Annotated in this window: 21 protein-coding genes; 12 read left to right on the top strand and 9 right to left on the bottom strand. The window is 65.1% G+C overall.

Annotated elements, in window-relative coordinates; all coding sequences use genetic code 11:
* Nucleotides 1–3 precede the first annotated feature (3 nt).
* From AABA86_RS26130 to AABA86_RS26120, 3 genes are all read left to right on the top strand, one after another.
* A complete protein-coding gene (locus AABA86_RS26130; protein WP_338308909.1) occupies nucleotides 4–2067 on the top strand; it encodes a hypothetical protein in 2064 nt (687 codons plus the stop codon).
* A 140-nt stretch (nucleotides 2068–2207) separates the two neighbouring features.
* Nucleotides 2208–2621 (top strand): DUF2946 family protein, encoded by a 414-nt coding sequence (locus tag AABA86_RS26125; protein ID WP_338308908.1) that lies wholly within the window; start codon nucleotides 2208–2210, stop codon nucleotides 2619–2621.
* Nucleotides 2622–2757: 136 nt separating this feature from the next.
* The gene (locus tag AABA86_RS26120; protein WP_338308907.1) at nucleotides 2758–5127 is read left to right on the top strand and encodes a TonB-dependent receptor; all 2370 of its coding nucleotides are present in this window, start codon (nucleotides 2758–2760) and stop codon (nucleotides 5125–5127) included.
* Between the two features lie 68 nt (nucleotides 5128–5195).
* On the opposite strand, the gene AABA86_RS26115 is transcribed toward AABA86_RS26120, so the two are convergent.
* Both AABA86_RS26115 and AABA86_RS26110 read right to left on the bottom strand, forming a co-directional pair.
* Nucleotides 5196–5714, bottom strand: coding sequence for a GNAT family N-acetyltransferase (locus tag AABA86_RS26115; protein WP_104464559.1), 519 nt, complete (start codon nucleotides 5712–5714; stop codon nucleotides 5196–5198).
* Nucleotides 5715–5865: 151 nt separating this feature from the next.
* On the bottom strand, nucleotides 5866–6354 hold the full coding sequence (locus tag AABA86_RS26110) for an NUDIX domain-containing protein (protein ID WP_338308906.1): 489 nt from the start codon (nucleotides 6352–6354) through the stop codon (nucleotides 5866–5868).
* Between the two features lie 107 nt (nucleotides 6355–6461).
* On the opposite strand from AABA86_RS26110, the gene AABA86_RS26105 reads away from it, so the two are divergent.
* Nucleotides 6462–7343 carry a metallophosphoesterase family protein gene (locus AABA86_RS26105; RefSeq protein ID WP_212249374.1) on the top strand — a complete coding sequence of 294 codons (882 nt, stop codon included), beginning with the start codon at nucleotides 6462–6464 and terminating at the stop codon, nucleotides 7341–7343.
* A gap of 98 nt (nucleotides 7344–7441) precedes the next feature.
* Here AABA86_RS26105 and AABA86_RS26100 read toward each other — a convergent pair whose 3' ends face one another.
* The 3 genes from AABA86_RS26100 to AABA86_RS26090 form a co-directional block, all read right to left on the bottom strand.
* The gene (locus AABA86_RS26100) at nucleotides 7442–7999 is read right to left on the bottom strand and encodes a hypothetical protein (protein ID WP_212249262.1); all 558 of its coding nucleotides are present in this window, start codon (nucleotides 7997–7999) and stop codon (nucleotides 7442–7444) included.
* 196 nt (nucleotides 8000–8195) lie between these two features.
* Nucleotides 8196–8405 carry a DUF4170 domain-containing protein gene (locus tag AABA86_RS26095; RefSeq protein ID WP_018323282.1) on the bottom strand — a complete coding sequence of 70 codons (210 nt, stop codon included), beginning with the start codon at nucleotides 8403–8405 and terminating at the stop codon, nucleotides 8196–8198.
* A 31-nt stretch (nucleotides 8406–8436) separates the two neighbouring features.
* A complete protein-coding gene (locus AABA86_RS26090; protein WP_212249261.1) occupies nucleotides 8437–10071 on the bottom strand; it encodes an isocitrate lyase in 1635 nt (544 codons plus the stop codon).
* 230 nt (nucleotides 10072–10301) lie between these two features.
* Between AABA86_RS26090 and AABA86_RS26085 the strand changes: the two genes are divergently transcribed.
* Nucleotides 10302–11747 carry a helix-turn-helix domain-containing protein gene (locus AABA86_RS26085; protein ID WP_212249260.1) on the top strand — a complete coding sequence of 482 codons (1446 nt, stop codon included), beginning with the start codon at nucleotides 10302–10304 and terminating at the stop codon, nucleotides 11745–11747.
* 96 nt (nucleotides 11748–11843) lie between these two features.
* On the opposite strand, the gene AABA86_RS26080 is transcribed toward AABA86_RS26085, so the two are convergent.
* Nucleotides 11844–12137, bottom strand: coding sequence for an antibiotic biosynthesis monooxygenase (locus AABA86_RS26080; RefSeq protein ID WP_014497428.1), 294 nt, complete (start codon nucleotides 12135–12137; stop codon nucleotides 11844–11846).
* A 406-nt stretch (nucleotides 12138–12543) separates the two neighbouring features.
* Between AABA86_RS26080 and AABA86_RS26075 the strand changes: the two genes are divergently transcribed.
* Both AABA86_RS26075 and AABA86_RS26070 read left to right on the top strand, forming a co-directional pair.
* The gene (locus AABA86_RS26075) at nucleotides 12544–13344 is read left to right on the top strand and encodes a hypothetical protein (protein ID WP_026202904.1); all 801 of its coding nucleotides are present in this window, start codon (nucleotides 12544–12546) and stop codon (nucleotides 13342–13344) included.
* 174 nt (nucleotides 13345–13518) lie between these two features.
* The gene (locus AABA86_RS26070; RefSeq protein WP_338308905.1) at nucleotides 13519–13872 is read left to right on the top strand and encodes a hypothetical protein; all 354 of its coding nucleotides are present in this window, start codon (nucleotides 13519–13521) and stop codon (nucleotides 13870–13872) included.
* A gap of 155 nt (nucleotides 13873–14027) precedes the next feature.
* Here AABA86_RS26070 and AABA86_RS26065 read toward each other — a convergent pair whose 3' ends face one another.
* Both AABA86_RS26065 and htpX read right to left on the bottom strand, forming a co-directional pair.
* Entirely contained in the window at nucleotides 14028–14669 is a 642-nt protein-coding gene (locus tag AABA86_RS26065; RefSeq protein WP_018323277.1) for a tetratricopeptide repeat protein, read from the bottom strand.
* 138 nt (nucleotides 14670–14807) lie between these two features.
* Nucleotides 14808–15755, bottom strand: a complete 948-nt coding sequence (gene htpX, locus AABA86_RS26060; RefSeq protein ID WP_212249258.1) for a zinc metalloprotease HtpX — start codon at nucleotides 15753–15755, stop codon at nucleotides 14808–14810.
* A gap of 282 nt (nucleotides 15756–16037) precedes the next feature.
* Here htpX and AABA86_RS26055 point away from each other — a divergent pair, with 282 nt between their 5' ends.
* The 5 genes from AABA86_RS26055 (at nucleotide 16038) to AABA86_RS26035 (ending at nucleotide 22626) form a co-directional block, all read left to right on the top strand.
* Entirely contained in the window at nucleotides 16038–17408 is a 1371-nt protein-coding gene (locus tag AABA86_RS26055) for an HlyD family secretion protein (protein ID WP_338308904.1), read from the top strand.
* Nucleotides 17405–19345, top strand: coding sequence for a glycosyltransferase (locus AABA86_RS26050; protein WP_338308903.1), 1941 nt, complete (start codon nucleotides 17405–17407; stop codon nucleotides 19343–19345). The genes AABA86_RS26055 and AABA86_RS26050 overlap by 4 nt, the downstream gene beginning before the upstream one ends.
* 86 nt (nucleotides 19346–19431) lie before the next feature.
* Nucleotides 19432–20733 (top strand): lytic murein transglycosylase, encoded by a 1302-nt coding sequence (locus AABA86_RS26045; RefSeq protein WP_338308902.1) that lies wholly within the window; start codon nucleotides 19432–19434, stop codon nucleotides 20731–20733.
* 110 nt (nucleotides 20734–20843) lie between these two features.
* Nucleotides 20844–21347, top strand: coding sequence for a DUF1993 domain-containing protein (locus tag AABA86_RS26040; RefSeq protein WP_338308901.1), 504 nt, complete (start codon nucleotides 20844–20846; stop codon nucleotides 21345–21347).
* Between the two features lie 178 nt (nucleotides 21348–21525).
* A complete protein-coding gene (locus AABA86_RS26035) occupies nucleotides 21526–22626 on the top strand; it encodes an alkene reductase (protein WP_338308900.1) in 1101 nt (366 codons plus the stop codon).
* A 223-nt stretch (nucleotides 22627–22849) separates the two neighbouring features.
* Here the strand turns inward: AABA86_RS26035 and AABA86_RS26030 are convergent, their stop codons facing one another.
* Nucleotides 22850–24592 carry an ABC transporter substrate-binding protein gene (locus AABA86_RS26030; protein ID WP_212249373.1) on the bottom strand — a complete coding sequence of 581 codons (1743 nt, stop codon included), beginning with the start codon at nucleotides 24590–24592 and terminating at the stop codon, nucleotides 22850–22852.
* Nucleotides 24593–24598: the final 6 nt, after the last annotated feature.

The raw sequence follows: 24598 nt of genomic DNA, 5'->3' as shown, positions 1-24598 counted from the left end.
GCCATGAATTACGGCATCGCATTCACGCCGCTTGTCCCCACGATCGTGCTGTGGATCGCGCTCGCCGCGATCGTCGTCATCGCGCTCGTGCTGCTGGTTGCGCGCGCGCGCGGTGCCGCCGTGCGCGTGGCCGCGCTGGCGCTGTTCCTGCTCGCGCTCGCCAATCCCTCCTTCACCCGCGAGGACCGCGATCCCCTCACCTCGGTCGCGGCCGTCGTCGTCGACAAGAGCCCGAGCCAGAATTTCGGCAACCGCAATCGCGAGGCTGCGCAAGCGCAGGAAGCGCTGGTCGACGGCCTGAAGAAGATCAAGGGACTCGAAGTCCGCGTCGTCGAGGCCGGACAGGCCGATGGCGAGACCGACGGCACCAAGCTGTTCGGCGCCCTCGCCTCGGCCTTGTCGGACGTGCCGGTCGACCGCGTCGCCGGCGCATTCCTGATCACCGACGGCCGCGTCCACGACATTCCGGCCAGCGCCACGGCGCTCGGCTTCCAGGCGCCGGTGCATGCGCTGATCACCGGCCAGAAGGACGAGCGCGACCGCCGCATCGCGATCACCGCGGCGCCGCGCTTCGGTATCGTCGGCCAGACCCAGACCATCAGCTACCGCCTCGACGACCAGGGCGTCACGGGCGAGCGCGCCAGGGTCACGATCCGCAGGGACGGCGAGGTCATCAACGAGCGCACGCTCTCGAGCGGCCAGGCTGCGAGCGTCGACGTCGACATCAAGCATGCCGGCCCGAACATCGTCGAGATCGAGGCCTCGCCGCTCGAGAGAGAGCTGACGCCGGTGAACAACCGCGCCGTCGTCGCCATCGACGGGGTGCGCGACAAGCTGCGCGTGCTGCTGGTCTCGGGTGAGCCGCATTCCGGCGAGCGGACCTGGCGCAATCTGCTCAAGTCCGACGCCAGCGTCGACCTCGTGCATTTCACCATTCTGCGTCCGCCGGAGAAGCAGGACGGCACGCCGATCAACGAATTGTCGCTGATCGCGTTTCCGACCCGCGAGCTGTTCCAGCAGAAGATCAACGAATTCCAGCTGATCATCTTCGATCGCTACGCCCGCCAGGGCGTGCTGCCGATCGCCTATTTCGACAACATCGCGCGCTATGTGCGCGGCGGCGGCGCGGTGCTGGTCTCGGCCGGCCCCGACTACGCCTCCAACACCAGCATCTGGCGCACGCCGCTGGATTCGGTGCTGCCGGCCGAACCGGTCGGCGTGACGGAAAAGCCGTTCTATGCGCACCTGTCCGACATCGGCAAACGCCACCCCGTCACGCGCGCCCTGGAGGGCTCCGCCAGCGAGCCGCCGCACTGGAGCCGTTTCTTCCGCACCGTCGACACCCGCAATTCCGTCAACCCGCCGGTGATGACGGGGGCGGACGGCAAGCCGCTTCTGTTCCTGTCGCGCTTCGGCGAGGGCCGCGTCGCGCTTCTGCTCTCCGACCACATCTGGCTGTGGGCGCGCGGCTATGAGGGCGGCGGCCCACATTTGGACCTGCTCAGGCGGATGTCGCACTGGCTGATGAAGCAGCCGGACCTCGACGAAGAAGCGCTGCGCCTGCAGGTGCAGGGCAAGAACCTCGTCGTGGTGCGCCAGACCATGGCCGACAGCGTCCAGCCGGTGAGCGTGACCTCGCCGTCCGGCGTGTCGCAGGATCTGACGCTGAGCGCCGGCGACCCCGGCGAATGGCGCGCCAGCCTTCCCGCAAGCGAGCTCGGCCTGTGGGCTGCCACCGACGGCACGCTGAAGGCGCTGATCAATGTCGGCCCGACCAACCCCAAGGAGTTTTCGGAGGTCACCTCGACCGTCGAAACGTTGAAGCCGCTGACGCAGGCAACCGGCGGCAACGCCGTGCGCGTGGTCGATGGCGCCAGCGTCGAGCTTCCGCGCATCCTGCCGGTGCGCTCGGCCAGCGTCTTCGCCGGCGACGGCTGGATGGGCGTGCGGATGCGCGACGCCAGCGTCGTCAAGGGCGTCGGCGTGCTGCCGATCTTCGCCGGCCTGATCGGGCTCTTGCTGCTGCTCGGCGCGTTTGCTGCGACCTGGGTGCGCGAGGGGCGCTGATCTCTCGCTCCGTTGCCCGAACGACACATCGGCCGGCCACCGGCGCCGGCCGGTCTGAGTGCGATTGACATCCGCAGACGGAACGGGCGATGTTATATTGTTACATCGCGATATCTCGCGATGCGGGGTGGCTTTTCCAGATGAAGTGGTTCCGGTCGAATATCAGGCACGGCGCCCGGCTCGCGATCTTCGCGATGCTGGTGCAGTTCGCGCTGACGTTCGGCCACAGCCATTGGTTCGCCCAGGCCGCACCGCTTGCCCAGGCTTCGCTCCAGCAGACCGACGGCGCCAAGGACGGCGCCAAGGGTGCTGCAACCGACCGCGCTGCCGTCCAGAAGCAATCGCCCTCAGGCCCCGACCGCGAGCATCCGGGCGAGGACAATTGCGCGATCTGCGCCGTCGTCGCGATGGCTGGCAGCGTCATATCGGCAACGCCGCCCGTGTTGCTGCTGCCGCAGGCGATCGAGCTGCTCTACCGCACCACCGACGCCGAATTCCTCCATCTGAAATCGGCAGGCCACGCGTTCCAGCCGCGCGCGCCTCCCGCGTCCTGACTCTCAACATCGCTTGATCACGCCCGGGCTCAGAGTGCCCGGGAGACGTTGAAGTCGAATTCCGTCGCGCTGCGACGGCAGGCCGCCTCCGATCAGCACACAATCATGCGGACGGCGCCTGACTGGAATCAGGACCATGTCATTTCAATCGCGACGCGCGCAGCGTCTTGGCGGAGCAAGCCTGCTCCTGCTCGGTGCCGCCGCCACGCCCGCTTTCGCCCAAACACCTGCGCAAGACAAATCGTCGACCGAAATCCCCGCCGTCACCGTGACGGCGCCGAGCCCCATCGTGCGCAGAGCGGTGGTGCCGTCCCGCAATCCCGGGCGCGGCACGCGGACCGCGCGGGTGCGCAGCCGCCAACAAACGGCGGAGGCGGAGCCGGCAGCCTCGGCGCCCGCCGCGCCTCAGCAGGGCGTGCTGTCAGTCGTGACCAACCAGTTCGCGACGGTCACGGTGGTCCCGAACGATGAGATCCGCCGCGAGGGCGGCGGCCAGCTCGGCGACCTCCTGTTCTCCAAGCCCGGCATTACCGGATCAAGCTTCGCGCCCGGGGCATCGAGCCGGCCGATCATCCGGGGTCTCGACGTCAACCGCGTCGGCATCGTCGAGAACGGCACCAATGCGAGCGGCGCCTCCGATCTCGGCGAGGATCATTTCGTTCCGATCGATCCGCTTGCGACCAACCAGATCGAAGTGGTACGCGGGCCCGCCGCGCTGCGCTACGGCTCGACCTCGATCGGCGGCGTTGTCAGCGCCACCAACAACCGGATTCCGGACGCGCTACCTGCCTGCGCGCCGTCATTCCAGGCCTACGGCCTGCCGACCAAAGCTCCGCTCGCGAGCGCCGCGACCTCGCCTTGCGTTACCGCCGAGACCCGCACCGCGTTCTCTTCAGTCGATCGCGGCGTCGAGAGCGGCGTGCTGCTCGACACCGGCGGCGGCAATTTCGCGTTCCACGCGGACGCCTATGGCCGCACGACCTCGGACTATTCCATCCCGAGCTATCCCTATCTGAACGACCAGACGCGCGCCGTGAACGGCCGCCAGCCGAACTCGGCAACGCGCTCCGACGGCGCCTCGATCGGCGGCTCCTATTTCTTCCAGGGCGGCTATATCGGCGCGTCGATCACCCAGAACGACTCGCTCTACCACATCCCCGGCATCGACGGCGCCGACCACCAGACACGGATCGACGGCCACCAGACCAAGATCAACGTCAAGGGAGAGTACCATCCCGACGCAGCCGCGATCGACGCGGTGCGCTTCTGGGCCGGTGCGACCGATTACAGGCACAACGAGATCGGGCTTGCCGATCCGGCCAACCTCAACAGCGACGGCATCAGGCAGACCTTCACCAACAAGGAGCAGGAGATCCGCACCGAGGTGCAGCTGATGCCGTTCAATGCGCGCTTCGCCGAAGTGACGACGGCGCTGGGCTTCCAGGTCGGCCATCAGGAATTGAGCGCGCCGAGCCCGGACAATCCCGGCACGCTGTTCAACGGCCTATGGGATCCGAACAACAGCAACCGCGTTGCTGCTTACGCCTTCAACGAGTTCAAGTTTACCGAGGCGACGCGGGCGCAGATCGCCGGCCGCATCGAGCATGTCGAGCTGCACGGCACGACGCCGGACTTCCCGGCCGATTATTTGCCCGACGGCACGCCGCAGGCGGGCATCGCGCGCAATCCGTCGTTCACGCCGAAGAGCGGCAGCATCGGCCTGTTGCAGGACCTGCCGGGCGGCATGGTCGGCAGCATCACCGCGCAATATGTCGAGCGCGCGCCGAAGGCGGCCGAGCTGTTTTCCCGCGGCGGCCATGATGCGACTGCGACCTTCGACATCGGCAATCCCAACCTCACCATCGAGACCGCCAAATCAGTCGAGCTCGGCGTGCGCAGGGCGACGGGGCCGTTCCGCTTCGAGGCGACCGTCTACTACACGCATTTCGACAATTTCATCTACCGACGCCTCACCGGCGTGTCCTGCGACGACGACTTCGCCTCCTGCGGCAATCCGGGCGCGGAGCTGAACCAGGCCGTGTATTCGCAGCGCAATGCCAATTTCCGCGGCGGCGAATTCCAGTCGCAGCTCGACGTCGCCGCCTTCCAGGGCGGCATCTGGGGCATCGAGAACCAGTTCGACATGGTCCGCGCCACCTTCAGCGACGGCACCAACGTGCCGCGGATTCCGCCGATGCGGATGGGCGGCGGCGTGTTCTGGCGCGACGACAACTGGCTGATGCGCGTCAACCTGCTGCACGCCTTCGCACAGAACAACGTCGCAATGATCGCGGAGACGCCGACGGCGGGCTATAATTTGTTGAAGGCCGAGGTCAGCTACAAGACCAAGCTCGATCGCAACTGGTTCGGTGCGCGCGAGATGATGGCCGGCATCGTCGGCAACAATTTGCTCAACGAGAACATCCGCAACTCCGTGTCCTACACCAAGGATGAGGTCTTGATGCCCGGCATCGGCGTGCGCGCGTTCGCTAACTTTAAGTTCTAGGTCATTGCGAACGTCGTAGCCCGGATGGAGCGCAGCGACATCCGGGTTACCCACTGCCGCGGGCCGGCCTACCCTGCCCGCGCCTTGCTCCAGTCGGGGCCGACCGGGCCCGACACGCCCTCGAAGGCGCCGTCGACGAGCTCGAATACCAGGATACGGGCGGCGTCGACAGGGCCGGGCATGGTGACACGGCCTTTCGGGACCGGCTTGAAGCCGACGCGGCTGTAATAGGGCTCGTCGCCAACCAGCAGCACGAGGCGATGACCTTTCGCCTTCGCGTCCTTGAGCGCGCGCTCCATCAGCAGACGGCCGACACCGCGGCCGCGGAACGGCGGCTCGACCGTGAGCGGGCCGAGCAGCAGCGCCGGCGTCTCGCCGACCAGCACCGGCAATTGCCTGACCGAGCCGACCAGCAGCGTGCCGATACGGGCGGTAAAGGACAATTCGAGCACATGGTCGACGTGCTCGCGGATCCGGTAGGCGCTGAGCACGAAGCGGCCGGGACCGAAGGTGCGTTCGTGCAGCCGCTCGATCGACTGGGCGTCGCCGGCGGCCTCGGGGAGGATGGTCAGTGAGAGATCGGTCATGTCAATTCGCGGGATAGCACCTGAACGCAGCGCGGTCCATCGGGCAGCGACGGCGCTCAGCTCCTTTTCAAGGTCGGCTGGAGAGGTGTTCTGAAACCCTCGGCTTGCATTCGTTCAACTGCAACTCCTGATGCACTAGCAAAAGCCGCCCTCAGCGCCACGTCGCTATCGGGGGCTTGCCGTCCAGCACTTCCGCGATCCGCAGCCGCGTCCCTCGCGTGGTGCCCTCGGGCAGGGCCGCGATCGCGAAGAACCCGCACTCGACGATCTCGCGGTTGGGCTCGGGCAAACCGTCCTGCCTGAACTGCCTGACGACGTAGACCGCGACGTGGTCGCGGCGGGAAACGTGGCTGTTGAGGAAGATGCCGTGCAGCACGGCCTCGCCGGTGAGGTCGATGTCGCCCTCCTCCTTGAGCTCGCGCCGCATCGCCTGCTCCATGGTCTCGCCGTAGTCGACGCCGCCGCCGGGCAGGTACCAGCCGCTGACGTAGCTGTGCCTGACCAGAAACACCCGATTCTCGGCATCCAGCACCACGGCGCGGACGCCGAGCGTCATGCCGCGGACAACGAGGAAATAAGCGTGGAAGACTCGCCGCAGCAGCGGCTCGAATTTTCGTCGAATGCGGTCCAGATCCCCCATCAGGCTTCCTTGAGGCCGCTGTCCCGGCCCCGCTTGCACAGTCCCCGCGACCTTGCCATTACAACGTAGCAATAGCGAGGCAATCGCACGCCATGACTCCCAACACGCTGGCCCCCTTCACGCTCGCCCATCTGTCCGATCCGCATCTAGCGCCCTTGCCGAAGCCGCGGCTGATCGAGCTCGCCGGCAAGCGCGTGCTCGGCTACGTCAACTGGACGCGCAACCGCCACAAGTACCAGCGCCGCGAAGTGCTCGATGCGCTGGTCGCCGACATGAAGGCGCAGGCGCCCGACCACATCGCGGTGACGGGCGATCTCGTCAACCTCGCGCTGGAAGCCGAGTTCGCCCCTGCCCTCGCCTGGCTCGAGGGCGTCGGCCCGCCCGACCGCGTCACCACGATTCCCGGCAATCACGACGCCTATGTCCGCGCCACCTCGCATCGCTTCGGCGAGACGTTTGCGCCTTATCTTGCGGGCGACGACGGCGGCATCGGCTTTCCATCCGTGCGCCGTCGCGGGCCGCTCGCGCTGATCAGCCTGTCTACGGCGGTGCCGACCCTGCCGCTGATGGCGACGGGCACGCTCGGGCGCGATCAGCTCGACTCTCTTGCAGCAATGCTCGAACGGCTCGCGGCCGAGGACGTCTTCCGCGTGCTGCTGGTGCACCATCCCTTGAAGTCCGATGCGCGGCAGAAACGGATGACAGATTCGGCCGCACTGCTGGCGCTGCTCAAGCGCCACGGCGTCGAGCTGATCCTGCACGGGCACGACCACATTCATTCGACGATGTGGTTCGAGGGCCCCAACGGCAACATTCCCGCGCTCGGCGTGCCCTCGGCCTCGGCGCTCGCGCACGGGCGCTACCCGGCGGCGGCCTATAATCTTTTCAGAATCGAGAAGGACAATGCCGGCTGGCGCTGCGAACAGACGGTGCGGAGCCTCGGGGCGGGATTTCAGATTGGGCAGATCAAGCATGTAAGGTTGATCTAGTTCACCGTCGTTGCGAGCGAGGCGAATCAATCCAGAGTCCCGCCGCGGAGAGATTCCTGGATTGCTTCGCTTCGCTCGCAATGACGACGGAGGGAAATTCACCAGCTCCGCAACGCCGCCAGCAGGGCGAGGCCGAACAAAGCGGCGGCGCCGAGCACGAAGCCGAACACGAACGGCCACACGCGCGAGCGGCGCGGCGGCGGCGGCGCGACTTCGGGCTTCGGTTCGGGCGGGACCACCATCGCATGCTCGCGCTCGACCATACGGCGCGCGACATAATCGGTGACGGCCTCGACGATCACAGCGGTGTCGTGCGATTCGGCCAGCACGATGCGGCCAAAGCGGGTGTCCTGAACGAAACGGTACATCCGCTTGTCGCGCCCCATCACGATGTGGGCGACGACGTCGATCCAGAGTCTGGGCGTATCGCCCTGGCTGATGCCGCGGTCGAACAGATCGATCTTATCCGGCACCTGCGCGAACAGGGGATCGAGCGCGTCGTTGAGGATCTCGAGCCGCGCCACCTCGGCGTCCCTGAGATCGACGACGACGCCGGTCCGGTCGGCCGCCTCGATCCGCGCGCGCAGCAGCGCATCGCGCAGCCGCACCGGGCGTGGCTGGCCGGGATGGGTCCCGCTGGTTTCGGGCTCTGACATTGTCGGCCTCGTCCTCGACTTTCCTCCATTAACCTATCAGCAACCACGAGGCCCGCAAAGGGTCCATAATTCCAGATACTTACGGCACCCACAGGCGATTGACCTGTGCCAAAAACAGACGATCCCACCCAGGCAGAGCCTGGATGGGACCATCCGTCCTTGGACGTCTTCTTAATTCAGGTCGGCAGCCAGGCCCTTAGGCCGAGACGCGCGACGGCTCTTCCACGATGGAGAAGCGGACGCCGGCCTTGTGGCGGTTCTCTTCCGAGACCGTGCGCCAGGCATCCTCGGCCTCCTTGCGGGTCTTGAACGGACCCTGCACCTGGGCCGAGCCTTCCACGAGCTTGTGGAAGTTCATCGAACCGAACTCGCCGCCGATCACCCAGAAATTGCTGCCTTTGGTCATTGTCAGTTCTCCTGTCCAATAGCGTGCTGCGTTAGCCGAACTGGTTCATCGTGTTATGGGCGCCGCCCGCCTTCAGGGCAGCCTCGCCGGCGAAGTATTCCTTGTGGTCGTCGCCGATGTCGGAGCCGGCCATGTTCTGATGCTTGGCGCAGGCGATGCCCTGACGGATCTCCTGGCGCTGGACGTTCTTGACGTAGCCGAGCATGCCCTGGTCGCCGAAATATTCCTTCGCCAGATTGTCGGTCGAGAGCGCCGCCGTGTGATAGGTCGGCAACGTGATCAGGTGATGGAAGATGCCGGCGCGCTTGGCCGAATCCGCCTGGAAGGTACGGATGCGCTCGTCGGCTTCCTGCGCCAGCGGCGTATCGTCGTATTCCGGCTTCATCAGCTCGGCACGGTTGTACTTGCTGACGTCCTTGCCGGCTTCCTTCATCGCGTCGTAGACCTGCCAACGGAAGTTCAGCGTCCAGTTGAAGGACGGCGAGTTGTTGTAGGCCAGCTTGGCGTTCGGGACGACCTTGCGGATACGATCGACCATCTTGGCGATCTGCTCGATATGCGGCTTCTCGGTCTCGATCCAGAGCAGGTCGGCGCCGTTCTGCAGCGAGGTGATGCTGTCGAGCACGCAGCGGTCTTCGCCAGTGCCGGGACGGAACTGGTAGAGGTTCGAAGGCAGCCGCTTCGGCCGCATCATCTTGCCGTTGCGGTTGATGATGACGTCGCCATTGCGGGCGTTCTCCGCGGTGATTTCCTCGCAGTCGAGGAAGCTGTTGTACTGGTCGCCGATGTCACCGGGCTTGTGGCTGACCGCGATCTGCTGCGTCAGGCCGGCGCCGAGCGAGTCGGTGCGGGTCACGATGACGCCGTCTTCGACGCCGAGCTCGAGGAAGGCATGGCGGCAGGCGCGGATCTTCGCGATGAACACTTCGTGCGGCACGGTGACCTTGCCGTCCTGGTGACCGCACTGCTTCTCGTCGGAGACCTGATTCTCGATCTGCAGCGCGCAGGCGCCCGCTTCGATCATCTTCTTGGCGAGCAGATAGGTCGCCTCGGCGTTGCCGAAGCCGGCGTCGATGTCGGCGATGACGGGCACGACGTGGGTCTGGAAGCCGTCGATCTTCGCGATCAGCTCCTTCTCGCGGGTCTTGTCGCCTTCCTTGCGCGCCTTGTCGAGGAGGCGGAAGATGTCGTTGAGCTCACGCGAGTCGGCCTGGCGCAGGAAGGTATAGAGCTCCTCGATCAGCGCCGGCACCGAAGTCTTCTCGTGCATCGACTGGTCGGGCAGCGGACCGAACTCGGAGCGCAGCGCCGCGATCATCCAGCCCGAGAGATACAGATAGGTGCGATCGGTCTTGCCGCCGAAGTGCTTCTTGACCGAGATCAGCTTCTGCTGGGCGATGAAGCCGTGCCAGCAGCCCAGCGACTGGGTGTACTTGGTCGGGTCGTTGTCATAGGCGGCCATGTCGGCGCGCATCAGGGCCGCCGTGTAACGGGCGACGTCGAGGCCGGTCCTGAAGCGGTTCTGCAGGCGCATGCGTGCGACGGCCTCGGCCGACACCCCGTTCCAGGTCGGCTGGGTCTCGAGGAGCGCCTTCGCTGCGTCGATCTCGCTCTGATACGAGGCCGGCGCCTGGAAAGTGCTGATGCCACGGGGCTGGTAGTTCATTTGCCTGATCCTTTCGCTGACGATGGCGATGGCGTGCCATCGACATTCTTGACAGTGCATTGCGAGATGCGTGTCAGGAGCTAAACGCGAAAACAGAAACTTCGTATAGATGGCTTGTTTTTTATTGGTGATGTCATGTAACATAAGAACATGTAATAGATGTTATTTTGTAAAGTTTGTAAAATTTTAGGTCAACTGAACTGTCCTTAATGCGCACGGAGCCCTGAGAAATGCCCGCCAATTCCGGCAAGAAACTCTTCGTCGGCCCGCGGTTCCGCAGGATTCGGCAGCAATTGGGGCTGTCCCAGACCCAGATCGCCGAAGGCCTCGGGATCTCGCCGAGCTACGTCAACCTGATCGAGCGGAACCAGCGCCCGGTGACGGCTCAGATCCTGCTGCGGCTGGCCGAGACCTATGATCTCGACCTGCGCGACCTCGCCACCGCCGACGAGGACCGCTTCTTCGCCGAGCTGAACGAGATCTTCTCCGATCCGCTGTTCCGCCAGATCGACGTTCCCAAGCAGGAGCTGCGCGACCTCGCCGAGCTCTGCCCCGGCGTCACCCATGCGCTGCAGCGGCTCTACGCCGCCTATACCGAGGCCCGTCAGGGCGAGACGCTGGCGGCGGCGCAGATGGCCGACCGCGACGTCGGCACGCGCTATGAGGCCAATCCGGTCGAGCGCGTGCGCGAGCTGATCGAGGCCAACCGCAACTATTTTCCGGAGCTTGAGCAGGCCGCGGAAGCTCTTCGCGATGAGTTGAACGTCCCTGCCGAGGGACTCTATGCGGCGCTCGCGGCGCGGCTGCGCGAAAAGCACTCGATCCAGACCCGCGTCATGCCGGTCGACGTGATGCGCGAGACGCTGCGGCGTTTCGATCGCCATCGCCGCCAGTTGCTGATCTCCGAGCTGGTCGATCCGCCCGGCCGCGCCTTCCAGCTCGCCTTCCAGCTCGGCCTCGGCGAATGTGCGCAGCATCTGGAGACCATCATCGGCCGTGCCGGACCGCTCGACGACGCGCCGCGCCGCCTGTTCCGCATCACGCTCGGCAACTATTTTGCGGCGGCCGTGATGATGCCCTACCCCGCGTTCCTCGCCGCGGCCGAAGCCCTGAATTACGACATCCACGTGCTGGCGCAGCGCTTCAATTCCGGCTTCGAGCAGGTCTGCCATCGCCTCACCACTTTGCAGCGGCCGAACGCGCGCGGCATTCCGTTCTTCCTCTTGCGCGTCGACAATGCCGGCAACGTCTCGAAGCGCTTCTCCTCCGGCACCTTCCCGTTCTCGAAGTTCGGCGGCACCTGCCCCCTGTGGAACGTGCACTCGACCTTCGACACGCCGGATCGCCTGCTCAAGCAGGTGATCGAGCTGTCCGACGGCACGCGCTATTTCTCGATCGCCCAGATGGTGCGCCGCCCCGTCGCGCCGCACCCGCTGCCGCAACCCCGCTTCGCCATCGGCCTCGGCTGCGAGATCCGTCACGCCGCGCGCCTGACCTACGCCGCCGGCATGGACCTCGAGAAGACGGAAGGAACGCCGATCGGCGTCAATTGCCGCCTGTGCGAGCGCGAAAACTGCGCCCAGCGCGCCGAGCCGCCGATCACGCGCACGCTCATCCTGGACGAGACGACGCGGCGGGTGTCGAGCTTCGCGTTCTCGAATGCGCGGGAGTTGTGAGGGGGCGGCTGCGTGTTAGGCGTGAGGTGCAGTTCACAACGTCAGTGTCGTCCCGGCCTTCGCCGGGACGACATGGGGAGATAGCTCGCGCTGACCTCACGCCAGCGTATGCACGATCACCGGCCCCGCAGCCGCGCTCGCATGGCCTGCAAGCAACGGCCCCAGATCCTTCTCGATCCAGGCGATCGCGCGCCGGTTCGCCTCCTCCGCCTGCTCGAACTTGTCGAAGATCGAGATCGCGGTCACCGTGTCGTCGCCGGCATAGACGACGTAATAGGCGCGGAAACCGTCGACGTCGCTGATGATCGGAACGGCGCCGTCCTTGATGCGGCGCGCCAGCTCTTCCGCGCTCCCGCTTTTCGCCTTGGCCTGACGGATGGCGGCATACATGGCATCCTCCTTCTGGCTGTCTCAAGCTTGGTGCTGTCAATCTACACCCGATAGCCAACCCCGTCATCCTGAGGCGCTCACCATGGGGCGCAGAGCGCTCCATGGTGAGCCTCGAAGGATGAATCGGCCCGGCAGCATCCCGGCCGTTCATCCTTCGAGGCTCGGCTGGCGATGCGTTCGCATCGCCCAGCCTCACGCCTCTGGATGACGGGGAAGCAGCTTACCGGCCTTTCCGAGAGTCCAGTTCGAGCCGGCTTCCTTGGTTAACCCGTCGCTAATCTGCCTCCGCGATCTGCAACCAAGGATTAAGCACGCCTCAACATCAGTGCCTTAGTCTTGCCCCACTCACTTTTCGCAAACAACGGTGGCCTATTCTGCCGGGCGAAGTGACATCAGGGGGTTCATCATGCGCATTGCGTTGCTGCTGACCGCAACCATTGTCGGCGCGCTCTTCGCCAATCCATCCCAAGCCGGATCGCTCGATGCCGATGCAGCACAGTCGCTGCCGCCGGGCTTCCAGAGCTACCGCGGCTACATGTTCGACCTGTCGGAGAACTCCGATCGCAAGGATGTCGACAAGCTCACCGACAATCTGAAGAGCCAGATCGACGCGGTCGAGGCGGCCGGCCTGTCGCCGCGCGTGCTGCGCTTCTTCCGCACCGTGCCGATCATCGCCAGCGAGCTCGCCTGCCTCGACGAAGGTGCCGCCACCGCCTGCTACGGCCGCGTCGCTCCCAACGTCGAACGCCGCGTGCCGCGGACGCTGACGGTCTGGGACCACGACAAGCAGCGCTGGACCAATCCGAACGCCGTCGACCTCGCGGTCGATTCGGGCCTCGGTGTGATCATGCTGCGCCCGGACATGATGCGCTACGAAAAGGAAGCCGTGCTGCTGCACGAGCTCCTGCACGCCTATCACGCGCGGCTGTTGCCGGACGGCTACGCCAACAAGGGCGTGATCGCCTACTTCGCCCTTGCCAAGTCCAAGGACTTGCTCCCCAAGGAATCCTATGCGTTGAAGAATCCCATGGAATTCTTTGCCGTGACCGCCAGCATCTTCCTGGCCGGAAAGAGCGAATTCCACGATCCGAAGTCGCGCGAGACGCTCAAGGAGAAGATGCCGGACTATTACAAATACCTGGTCGGCGTGTTCGGCTTCGACCCGGAGCCGGCGGCGGCAAACGGCCCGGTCGCCTCGCTGAAGTGAGGCGAACGTAGAGCTGCCTTGGCCAAATCAGCCAAAGAGCCGCGCGAAATGCGCGGCTTTTTTGTTTTGCAGACCGGAAGCTGCGGATGACGCCCAGGCGGGAATTGCCAAGGCGGGGCCCGATCTGCATAGTCCCGCCCGCATCGATACCGTTTTCGAAGAGGATAGAACAACATGGCGGACGCCGACCTGGATGTCGTGATCCGGCAACTGGCCAGACAACTGCATACGGGCCTGATGACCCGCGCCAAAGAGCGGCGGGATCGCTTCAACGGCCTGGCGGCCAAGGCCAAGGGCAAGGAGACCGGCGACCGCTTCAAGATGATGGCCAAGGCCACCATGGAGCAGGCCACCGCCGCCGCCAAGCGCCTGCAGATGTCCGCCGACAACGTCGCCGACAGCTACGCGCGTGCAATGCGAATCGCCGCCAGCACTCCGGTTGCGGTGAAGGTCGAGAAGCAGGCGAAGGAAAAGCCGGCAAAGAAGGCCGCGAAGGCAAAGAAGGCCAAAGCCAAGAAGGCGAAGTAGGCGGATGAGAAGTATCCCTCCGCACAATCAGCGCCGTAGGGTGGGCAAAGCGAAGCGTGCCCACCCGTCTGTTGCCGTATTGTAGAGATCGTGGGCACGGCGCAAGGGCGCCTTTGCCCACCCTACGATTCCAGGATTCGGTGGATAGAGCCCCCTCACTGCCTCGGCACTGACACCTGCGTCGGCTCGGCGCTGGCGAGTTCGGCGAGCCTGGCGCGCGCGGCTTCGCGGGTGCGGCCGTCCTTGCCGGCGGGCAGCGCCAGCGCCGCCTCGAAATCGGCGCGCGCATCGTCGGCCTGGCCGCGGGCGAGGAACGCAAGGCCACGGTCGAGGCGGGCCTGCGCATCCGAGGGGTCGAGGCGGACCGCCGTGTTGTAGCTCAGAATCGCGCGGTCGAGATCGCCCGTGGCGGCGAGCGCGAGACCGCGCTGGTGATAGGGCGCAGCGCGCTTGGGATCATGCGCGATCGCCTCGTCATAGTCGGCGATGGCGAGTTCAAGATCGCCGTTCTGACGGCGCGCGAGCGCGCGGTCGCGATAGAGCGAGGCGCGATTGGGATTGAGGTGAATGGCCTCGTCGAAATCGGCGACCGCCCGCCTGAAGTCGCCATGGCGCAGCGCGATCCGTCCGCGCCCCTCATAGGCAAAGGCGATCAGCGAGCCGCGCAGCGGCGAGAAGCCGATCACGGCCGAGCAGATGTCGGGATCGTCCTCGTCGCCACAATTGACGACCATGTGCGTGGACAGGCCGACGAGCACGCACAGGACGATCAGCAATGGTACGGCAGCTCTGGTCATCTTCGACGGTGGCCGGCAGCGGGCCGGTCACGCATCCCCTTTCGAAGGAAGTGTCTCGCCGGGGGTGTTAACACCGGCTCCGACGATCCTGTGTGCGCCAGGTCACAAATCCGGCTGCAAATTGCCCCAGGCTTCGTATCAGCCCCAGGGGCCGCGTGAAGGACCACGCGAGGACGACCGGCCCCATGGGCCGCGCGGCGGATAGTTCTCGTTGGCGCCGACCGACGGCGCCGCCCGCGCGCCGAGCTCGGCCGCAAGCTGCTGAAGCGCCGCGATGCGGTTCTGCGTCGAGGGATGGGTGGCGAACAGATTGTCCACGCCATGCCCCGAGAGCGGGTTGATGATGAACATGTGCGCGGTCGCGGGGTTTCGCTCGGCCTCATAGTTCGGCACCTGATGCGCGGCGCCCTCGATCTTGACCAGCGCGGAAGCCAGCCACATCGGCTGCCCCGCGATGCGCGCACCGAGATCGTCCGCGGCATATTCGCGGGTACGGCTGATCGCCATCTGCACCAGCATGGCGCCGAGCGGGGCGAGGATCATCATCAGGATCGAGCCGACGATGCCGAGACCATTGTTGTTCTCGCGATTGCCGCCGAAGAACATGCCGAACTGCGCCAGCATCGAGATCGCGCCGGCGATGGTGGCAGTGATCGTCATCAGCAGCGTGTCGTGGTTCTTGATATGGGCGAGCTCGTGCGCGATCACGCCGGCGAGCTCCTCGCGGCTGAGCTGGCGCATCAGGCCGGTGGTGACGGCCACCGCGGCGTTTTGCGGGTTTCGTCCAGTCGCGAACGCGTTCGGCTGTGCCTCGTCCATCAGGAACACGCGCGGCATCGGCAAGCCTGCCCGACCCGCAAGTTCCGCGACCAGCCCGACCAGCTCGGGCGCGGTCGAACGATCGACCTCATGGGCGCCGTACATCGAGAGCACCATGCGGTCGGAGTTCCAGTAGGTGAAGAGATTGGTCGCCGCGGCAATGACGAGCGCGATCATGGCGCCGGAGGCGCCGCCGATCAGATAGCCGACGCCCATGAACAGGGCGGTGAGGCCTGCAAGCAGCATTGCAGTACGAAAATAGTTCATGGCCGTCTCCAAAGGCGGCCGCGGGCGAACCTCTGGCCGGCACCCCCGAGGTATGAATGCTGCCTGCTACCGCAAGGTTCGTGCGTCGCCCGGCCGCACATCCATCGCGGCGTCAGCCTTTCCCGCGCCGCTAAAGCTTGAGCGGGATTTGCGCAAAAACACCCGCATAAGTTTAGCAGCCTGGAAAGCACAATCGCGGCTTAATTCGTGGCAACCGGGCACGCCGCGCAGTCGCGGCGCATTGACCGGTTCCGTTGGCACCCCGTCAGCAAGGTGATCGTCATGATGGACCGCTCGAGCGCCGCCTCCGTCGATCCCGCATCTGCTCCCTCCCCTCACGACGCCAAGACTGACGCCAAGATCGACGCGAGGACTGACGCGAAGGGATTGCAGGAGGCGCTGTACGAACAGATGTTCGCCAATGACGAGCCCGGCCCCGCACCCGATGCGCAGACACAGCCGGAATCGCAGCGGCGCTGGCCAAATCTGAGGCGCGGCGCGAAGATCGCGATCGGACTTGCCCTCATCGCCATTTTCGGCTGGCTGCCGCTGCGCGCGGTCTGGGAGTATTCAAGCGTCGAGGCCGTGTTGAATTCCCGCCTCGTCACCCTGCGCACGCCGATCGGCGGCCGTGTGGCAGCCGCGCAGCGCTTGACCGATCAGGCCAGGCTCGACGCCGGGACCGTGGTCTTGCGCGTGGTCAACCCGCGCGGCGATCGCACCCGGCTCGACGATCTCCGGCGGCAGAAATCACGCCTGGAGAACGAGCGGCCGAGCCTTGCCGCCAAGCTTGCCTCGGCCCAGGCAGCGCAAAAGGACCTGGCGCGGCAGGCGACGCAATTCCGCGACGGGCGCGTGCTCCAGCTCGAGGCCCGGATCGCCGAGATCCAGACCTCGATCGAGGCCGCCGCAGCGCGGCGGGAGGAAGCCAATGCCGCGGTCGACCGCGCATCCTCGCTGGCGAAATCCGGCAATGTCTCGACCGTCGAGCTGGCACGGCTGACCCGCGAGCTCTCCGTGTCGCAGCAGATCGAGCTCGGTGCGCGCAAGCGGCTGGACGCGGCCAAGGTCGAGCTTGCCGCGGCACGGAACGGCTCCTTCCTCGGCGACAGCTACAACGACCGGCCGAGCTCGGTGCAGCGCGAGGAAGAGATGCGCCAGCGTGCCGGCGACCTCGACGCTGACCTCGCACGCACCGACACCGAGATCGCCTGGCTCGCCAGCGAGATCATCACCGAAGAGATTCGCTTCGCCGATCTGTCCGAAGCCAACATCACGACACCCGTCACAGGGCGCGTCTGGGAGATGATGACCTCGCCGGGCGAGGACGTGCAAGCCGGCCAACCGCTGCTCAAGGTGCTCGATTGCAGCGGCGCCGTCATCACCGCGAACGTCACCGAGAACGTCTACAACCGTTTGCAGCTCGGCGACCACGCGACCTTCGAGCCGAACGACGGCGGCGCGCCGATTTCCGGCACCGTGGTCAACCTGACCGGCGCCGCCGGCGCGCCCGCCAATCTCGCCATCAATCCCGACGCGCTGAGCAAGGAGCCCTATCGCGTGACCGTTGCGCTCGGTGATGGTGCTGCCCACGCCTGCACGGTGGGACGCACCGGCCGCGTGGTGTTTGCAAGGCAAGAGACCGCACCGTGACGACGGCGCTGACGCCCGGCCTGATTGCGCTCGGCGCCTTCATGGCGATCGTGCCGCTGCTCAGGCGCGACAGCACGATGGCACGCTCGTTCCTGGCCATCGTGTCAGTCGTTTTCCTGCTCCGCTATCTCCATTGGCGCGTCACAGCGACTCTCCCGCCGCCGCATCTGACCGCGGATGCCGTGATCGGCTATCCCTTCCTGCTGCTGGAAGCGGCCTCGCTCGTCGCGGTCACGTTGTCTCTGCTGTTCCTGAGCCGAACAATCGATCGTTCCAGATCAGCCAGGATCGATAGCCGCGCCTTCGATCCGGGCGCGCCGCTGATCGACGTCTTCATCTGCACCTACAACGAGGAACGATCGATCCTCGAGCGCACGATCATCGGCGCGACCGGCATGACATACGGCAACTACCGCGTCTGGGTGCTCGACGACGGCCGACGGCCCTGGCTGCGGCGACTCGCGGGTGAACTCGGCTGCCATTATCTCACGCGACCCGACAACCATCACGCCAAGGCCGGCAATATCAATCATGCGCTCCGACATGTCGGTGCGATGCCGAAGCCGCCGCAATTCGTGGCCATCCTCGACGCGGACTTCGTGCCGCGGCCCGACTTCCTGGCGCGGACCATCTCGCTCATGGACGATGCTTCGGTCGGGGTGGTGCAGACGCCGCAGCACTTCATCAATCCCGACCCGATCCAGAGCAACCTTGCTGCAACCGACGTTTGGCCGGACGAGCAACGCTTCTTCTTCGACATACTGCTGCCGGCGAAGGACGCCTGGGGCGTCGCATTCTGCTGCGGCACCTCATCGCTCATTCGCTACGACGGACTGATGCTGATCGGCGGATTTCCGACCGATTCCGTTACGGAAGACTATCTCGTCACCCTTCGCCTGAAGGAACGCGGCCTCAACACGATCTATCTCAACGAGCGGCTGACGATCGGGCTCGCGCCGGAAGGGTTGAAGGAATACATCACCCAGCGCGCCCGCTGGTGCCTCGGCTTGATGCAAATCGTGCGCGGCCGCAGCGGACCGCTGTCGAGAAAGTCGAAGCTCTCCTTCATCGACCGACTCTCGCTGGTCGATGCTTTCATGAGCTGGTCCGCGGTCTACACGTCGAAGGTGGCGGGCCTCGTGGTGCCCTGGCTGTTCCTGCTCTTCGGCATCAAGGCGGTCCGGGCCGACCTGAGCGAGCTGCTCCGGTTCTTTCTGCCGTTCTATGTCTGGCACAGTCTCAGCATGGCCTGGCTGTCGCACGGCCGCTCGCTGGCCATGATGACGGACGTGTCGCAACTCATCGCCGCGCCCGCAGTGCTGAAGGCGGTGGCAACCGGTCTGCTGAAGCCGAAAGGACACAAGTTCAAGGTCACGGCGAAAGGCGGAGACCGGGACAGGAGATTTGTCGAATGGCCGCTGCTGCGGCTCTATGGCACCGCGCTTCTCGTCACGCTCGCAGCCATCGCCTATGCCTTCATCCTGCACCTGCGCGGCGAGAACATCGCCTATGGCGGGCTGGCTCTGACCTGGAGCCTCTACAACGCATTCATCCTCACCGTGGTCTGCTTCGTCTGCATCGAGCAGCCGCGCAAGCGCAAGGCGGAGCGCTTTGATCGCAATGAGACGGTGCTGCTGCGCCAGGACGGCAAGTCGCATCTCGCGCGGCTCGCCGACATCTCCATCACCGGCGCGCGGCTGATTGATCCCGATCCGCCGCACCCCGGCAGCACGATTGAGTGCAAGATCTATGGCCGCTCGATCGCAGCGATCGTGGTGCGGCGAACCACCGATGGATTTGCGGTCCGCTTCGAGGAAGGCATGGATACGCGCGTGCATGCCATCCGGGCGTTCTATGCGGGTGAGTATGTCCGCGCCTATCAGGGCGTCAGGGCGCTCCCGGTCGGGAAGGCGCTGCTGATGCGGCTGTTCGGTTAGGGTGGCACGGAAAGGATGGCTTGAAGCCATCACTTGACCTAAGCTTCGGGCGAATCTACGCCTGCCCCTTCCCCGCCGGAACTCCAATGGTCCAGACCCGATTTCTGATCGCGGCCGTCGCGCTTTTCGCGCTTTTCGTCCCCGCCTCCGCCCAGTTCGCCTCACCGCCTGCCAAGCCCGTGGCGCCCAGAGCCACTGCACCGTCGCCGCGCGCGGCGTCGTGCCACAATGGCGCGAGCTTCGATCGCTTTCTCGCCGACGTGAAGCAACAGGCCGTGGCCGCCGGCGTCTCGCAGCGAACCATCGCGGAGGCCTCGCCCTACCTCGTCTACGACCAGGGCATCGTCAACCGCGACCGCGGCCAGCGTGTGTTCGGCCAGCTCTTCACCGAATTCGCCGGCCGCATGGCGGCGCCCTATCGCATGCAGAACGGGCGGCAGCACATCAAGCAATACGCCGCCGCATTCGCGCGCGCGGAAAAGGAATATGGCGTGCCGCCGGCGGTGATCGCCGCGTTCTGGGGGCTGGAGAGCGACTTCGGCGCCAACATGGGAAATCTGCCGACGCTGAAATCGCTGGTGTCGCTCGCCTATGATTGTCGCCGCTCGGAGATGTTCGTGGGCGAGACCATCGCCGCGCTCAAGATCATCGACCGCGGCGATCTGCATCCCGACGAGATGATCGGCTCCTGGGCCGGCGAGCTCGGGCAGACCCAGTTCCTGCCCGTGCATTACGTCAACTACGCCGTCGACTATGACGGCGACGGACGGCGCGACCTGTTGCGGTCGCCAGCCGATGTGATCGGCTCGACCGCGAACTACATCGCCAACGGCCTGAAGTGGCGGCGCGGCGAGCCGTGGCTGGAAGAGATCAAGGTGCCGCCAAACCTGCCCTGGGATAAGACCGATCTTACGGTCCGAGAGCCGCGCTCGACATGGGCGCAGTTAGGGGTCACTTATCCCGACGGCCGTCCCTTGCCGAACGACAATCTCGCGGCCTCCGTGCTGCTGCCGATGGGCCGCTTTGGCCCGGCCTTCATGGCCTATGCGAATTTCGCGGCCTACACCGAGTGGAATAACTCGCTGATCTACTCGACGACAGCGGGCTATCTCGCCTCGCGCATTGCGGGCGCAGCCCCTATGCGCAAGTCGTCGGCGCCGGTGGCGCAACTGCCGTTCAACGAGCTCAAGGAATTGCAGCAACTGCTGGTACGTGCCGGCTTCAATGTCGGCAAGGTCGACGGCGTGCTGGGACAGCAGAGCCGCGCTGCCGTCAAGGCGATGCAGATCAAGCACGGCCTGCCGGCCGATTCCTGGCCGACCGCCGAGCTGCTCGCCCGCATGCGGGGCGGGACGGCGCAGGCACAGCCGACGGGGATGGTGCGGTAGAATTTTCGCACTGCACAAGCAGCTCCCCGCGATTGTATTTTTTCGTGAGCCTCCCATGTGAGTAGCTCAGGTTTTCTCCTGAGATTTTCCCATTCACAAGCGAGCATCACATGTCATTCTACGACGCGGCCGTCCCCGCCTATCTGCAAATGCTGAACAGCCTCACCGGCCTGCTTACCAAGGCCGAGGCGCATTGCGCGGCCAGGAAGATCGACCCCGGCGTCCTGCTCGGCTCGCGCCTCTTCCCGGACATGCTGCCGCTGTCGAAGCAGATCCAGCTCGTCAGCGATTTCGCCGCCAAGGGCTGCGCCCGGCTGACCCATAGCGAGGTGCCCTCGACGCCCGACACCGAGACCAGCTTTGCGGAATTGAAGCAGCGGCTGGCCAAGACCATCGACTATGTGAAGTCGTTCAAGCCCGAGCAGTTCGAGGGGGCAGAGAGCAAGGACGTCACCTTCCCCGCCGGCCCCGACAAATCCATCACCATGAAGGGCCAGCAATTCCTGAGCGCGTTCTCGCTGCCCAACTTCTATTTCCACGCCACGACCGCCCACGGCATTTTGCGCCACAACGGCGTCGAGATCGGCAAGCGCGATTTCATGGGCGCGAACTGATTTGCGAAATCGCACGGCCGCGGCAGTCGCAATCCACTGTCGCGGGCAAAATCGCACATGAATTATGCTACGCGGCCCCTGCCGCGTAGCTCGCCTGCACTTTCCGTATGGCTCCTCCCTTGCGCCTGATGTCGCGATGCACAAGTGTTCGGGACCTCACATCCTGGAAGCATCCCCCATGAGCCGTTCGACCAAATTGTTTGAGACCTATAAGCTCGGCCCGATCACGCTGGCCAACCGCCTGGTGATGGCGCCGCTGACGCGCAACCGGGCCGTGCCCGGCACATTCGTGCCTGGTGCGCTCGCCGCCGATTATTATGGCCAGCGCGCCTCCGCAGGGCTCCTGATCACCGAAGCGAGCCAGATCTCGCAGCAGGGCCAGGGCTACCAGGACACGCCCGGCATCTATTCCAAGGACCAGGTCGCCGGCTGGCGCAAGGTCACCGACAAGGTGCACGCGCGCGGCGGCAAGATCTTCATCCAGCTCTGGCATGTCGGCCGCATCTCGCATGTCGATCTGCAGGCGGGTGGCGCAGCCCCGGTGGCACCGAGCGCGATCCGCGCCAAGGGCAAGACCTTTGTGAACGGCGGCTTCGCCGACGTCTCCGAGCCGCGCGCGCTCGAGCTCTCCGAAATCCCCGGGATTATCGACGATTTCAAGCGCGCCACGAAGAACGCGCTGGAGGCCGGCTTCGACGGCGTCGAGATTCACGGCGCCAACGGTTATTTGCTTGAGCAGTTCGCCAAGGACGGCGCCAACAAGCGCACCGATGCCTATGGCGGCTCGATCGAGAACCGCGCGCGGCTGATGCTGGAGGTGTCCAAGGCCGTCGTGGCCGAGGCCGGTGCCGACCGTACCGGAATCCGCATCTCGCCGGTGACGCCGGCCAACGATATCGCGGATTCCAACCCGCAAGCCCTGTACGACCATATCGTCGACGGCCTCAGCGCGCTGAAGCTGGTCTATCTCCATGTCGTCGAAGGCGCCACCGGCGGCCCGCGCGATATCGCACCGTTCGACTATGCATCCTTGCGCAAGCGCTTTGCCGGCGCCTACGTCGCCAATAACGGCTACGATTTCGATCTCGCCACCAAGGTGCTGGACGCCAATGCGGCCGACCTCATCGCCTTCGGCAAGCCCTTCATCTCCAACCCCGACCTCGTCGAGCGGCTGAAGCAGGGCGTAGCGCTGAACGACTGGGACAAGAACACGTTCTACGGCGGCGGTGCGAAGGGCTACACGGATTATCCGACGCTGGCGGCCGAGCCGGCGGAGTAAGGTTTCGCTCTCTCCGCCGTCATTGCGAGGAGCCTGCGACAAAATTGTGAAGCAATTTTGCGCTGGTGCGACGAAGCAATCCAGACTGCCTCCGCCGAAAGACTCTGGATTGCTTTGCTTTGCTTCGCTCGCAGTGACGGTGGGGTGAGCAGAATGGCTCACAACAAACAAAAAAGGCCGGGATTGCTCCCGGCCTTTCGCATTTGATGACGCTACGCGCCGCTTACTTCGCTTCCGCGCGCTTGGGCGGGGTTGCCGGCCACGACTTGATCAGGGTGTCGTAGTCGACAGTCTCGCCCTTCGGCTTCTCGTTGGCGAGCTTGCGCTGCGGAGCAATCGTGCCGTCCTTCTGGGCCTTGGCGAACCAGTATTCGGCCGTCTCCTTCTTGTGCAGCTTGGGACCGCAGGCGCCCTGCACGCCGGACTTCTCCAGGCGCTCCATGACGGAGTCCTGAGCAGCGGCCAGCGCATCCATCGCGGCTTGCGGCGTCTTCGCACCGGACGACGCATCGCCGATGTTCTGCCACCACAGCTGCGCGAGCTTCGGATAGTCGGGCACGTTGTTGCCGGTCGGGGTCCACTGCACGCGCGCGGGCGAGCGGTAGAACTCGATCAGGCCGCCGAGCTTCGGCGCACGCTCGGTGAACGACTTGTCCCAGATGTCGGATTCACGGATGAAGGTGAGACCGACATGGCTCTTCTTCAAGCTCACCGACTTCGAGATGATGAACTGGAGATAGAGCCAGGCCGCCTTGCGGCGATCCGCCGGGGTCGACTTCAGCAGCGTCACGGAGCCGGCGTCCTGATAGCCGAGCTTCATGCCTTCCTTCCAGTACGAACCGTGGGGCGAGGGAGCCATACGCCATTTCGGCGTACCGTCCGCGTTCATCACGGCGATGCCCGGCTTCACCATGTCGGCGGTGAAGGCGGTGTACCAGAACATCTGCTGGGCGATGTTGCCCTGGGCGGGCACGGGGCCTGCTTCGGAGAACGTCATGCCCTGCGCCTGCGGCGGCGCGTACTTCTTCAGCCACTCGAGGTACTTGGTGATCGAGTAGACTGCGGCCGGACCGTTGGTGTCGCCACCACGCTCCACCGAGGAGCCGACCGGACGGCAGCCTTCCATGCGGATGCCCCATTCGTCGACAGGCAGGCCGTTCGGAATGCCCTTGTCACCGTTGCCGGCCATCGACAGCCAGGCGTCGGTGAAGCGCCATCCCAGCGAGGGGTCCTTCTTGCCATAGTCCATATGGCCGTAGACCTTGACGCCGTTGATCTCCTTGATGTCGTTGGTGAAGAACTCGGCGATGTCCTCATAGGCGGACCAGTTCACGGGCACGCCGAGCTCGTAGCCATACTTGGCCTTGAACTTGGCCTTGTAGTCGGCGTTGGTGAACCAGTCGTAGCGGAACCAATAGAGGTTGGCGAACTGCTGGTCGGGCAGCTGATAGAGCTTGCCGTCCGGCCCCGTGGTGAACGACTTGCCGATGAAGTCGTTGACGTCGAGCATGGGATCGGTGACGTCCTTGCCCTCGCCGGTCATGTAGTCCGACAGCACGACGGTCTGGCCGTAACGGAAATGCGTGCCGATCAGGTCGGAATCGTTGATCCAGCCGTCATAGACGTTCTTGCCGGACTGCATCTGGGTCTGCAGCTTCTCGACGACGTCACCTTCCTGGATGAGGTCGTGCTTGAGCTTGATGCCAGTGAGCTCGGAGAACGCCTTGGCCAGCGTCTGCGACTCATATTCGTGAGTCGTGATGGTCTCGGAGACGACGTTGATCTCCATGCCCTTGAAGGGCTCGGCGGCCTTGGCGAACCACTCCAGCTCTTTCTTCTGGTCTTCCTTCGACAGCGTCGAAGGCGTGAATTCCGCGATCCACTTCTGGATCACGGCGTCGTCGGCGGCGCGGACCGGCGCCGAGACGGCGAACGACACCGCAATGATGGCGGCGGCGCTGGACATGGTCAG

Origin of the sequence: Bradyrhizobium sp. TM233 (assembly GCF_036247965.1) — a bacterium.
Classification (GTDB): Bacteria; Pseudomonadota; Alphaproteobacteria; order Rhizobiales; family Xanthobacteraceae; genus Bradyrhizobium; species Bradyrhizobium ottawaense.
This window is presented reverse-complemented; position numbering and strand designations above follow the sequence as displayed.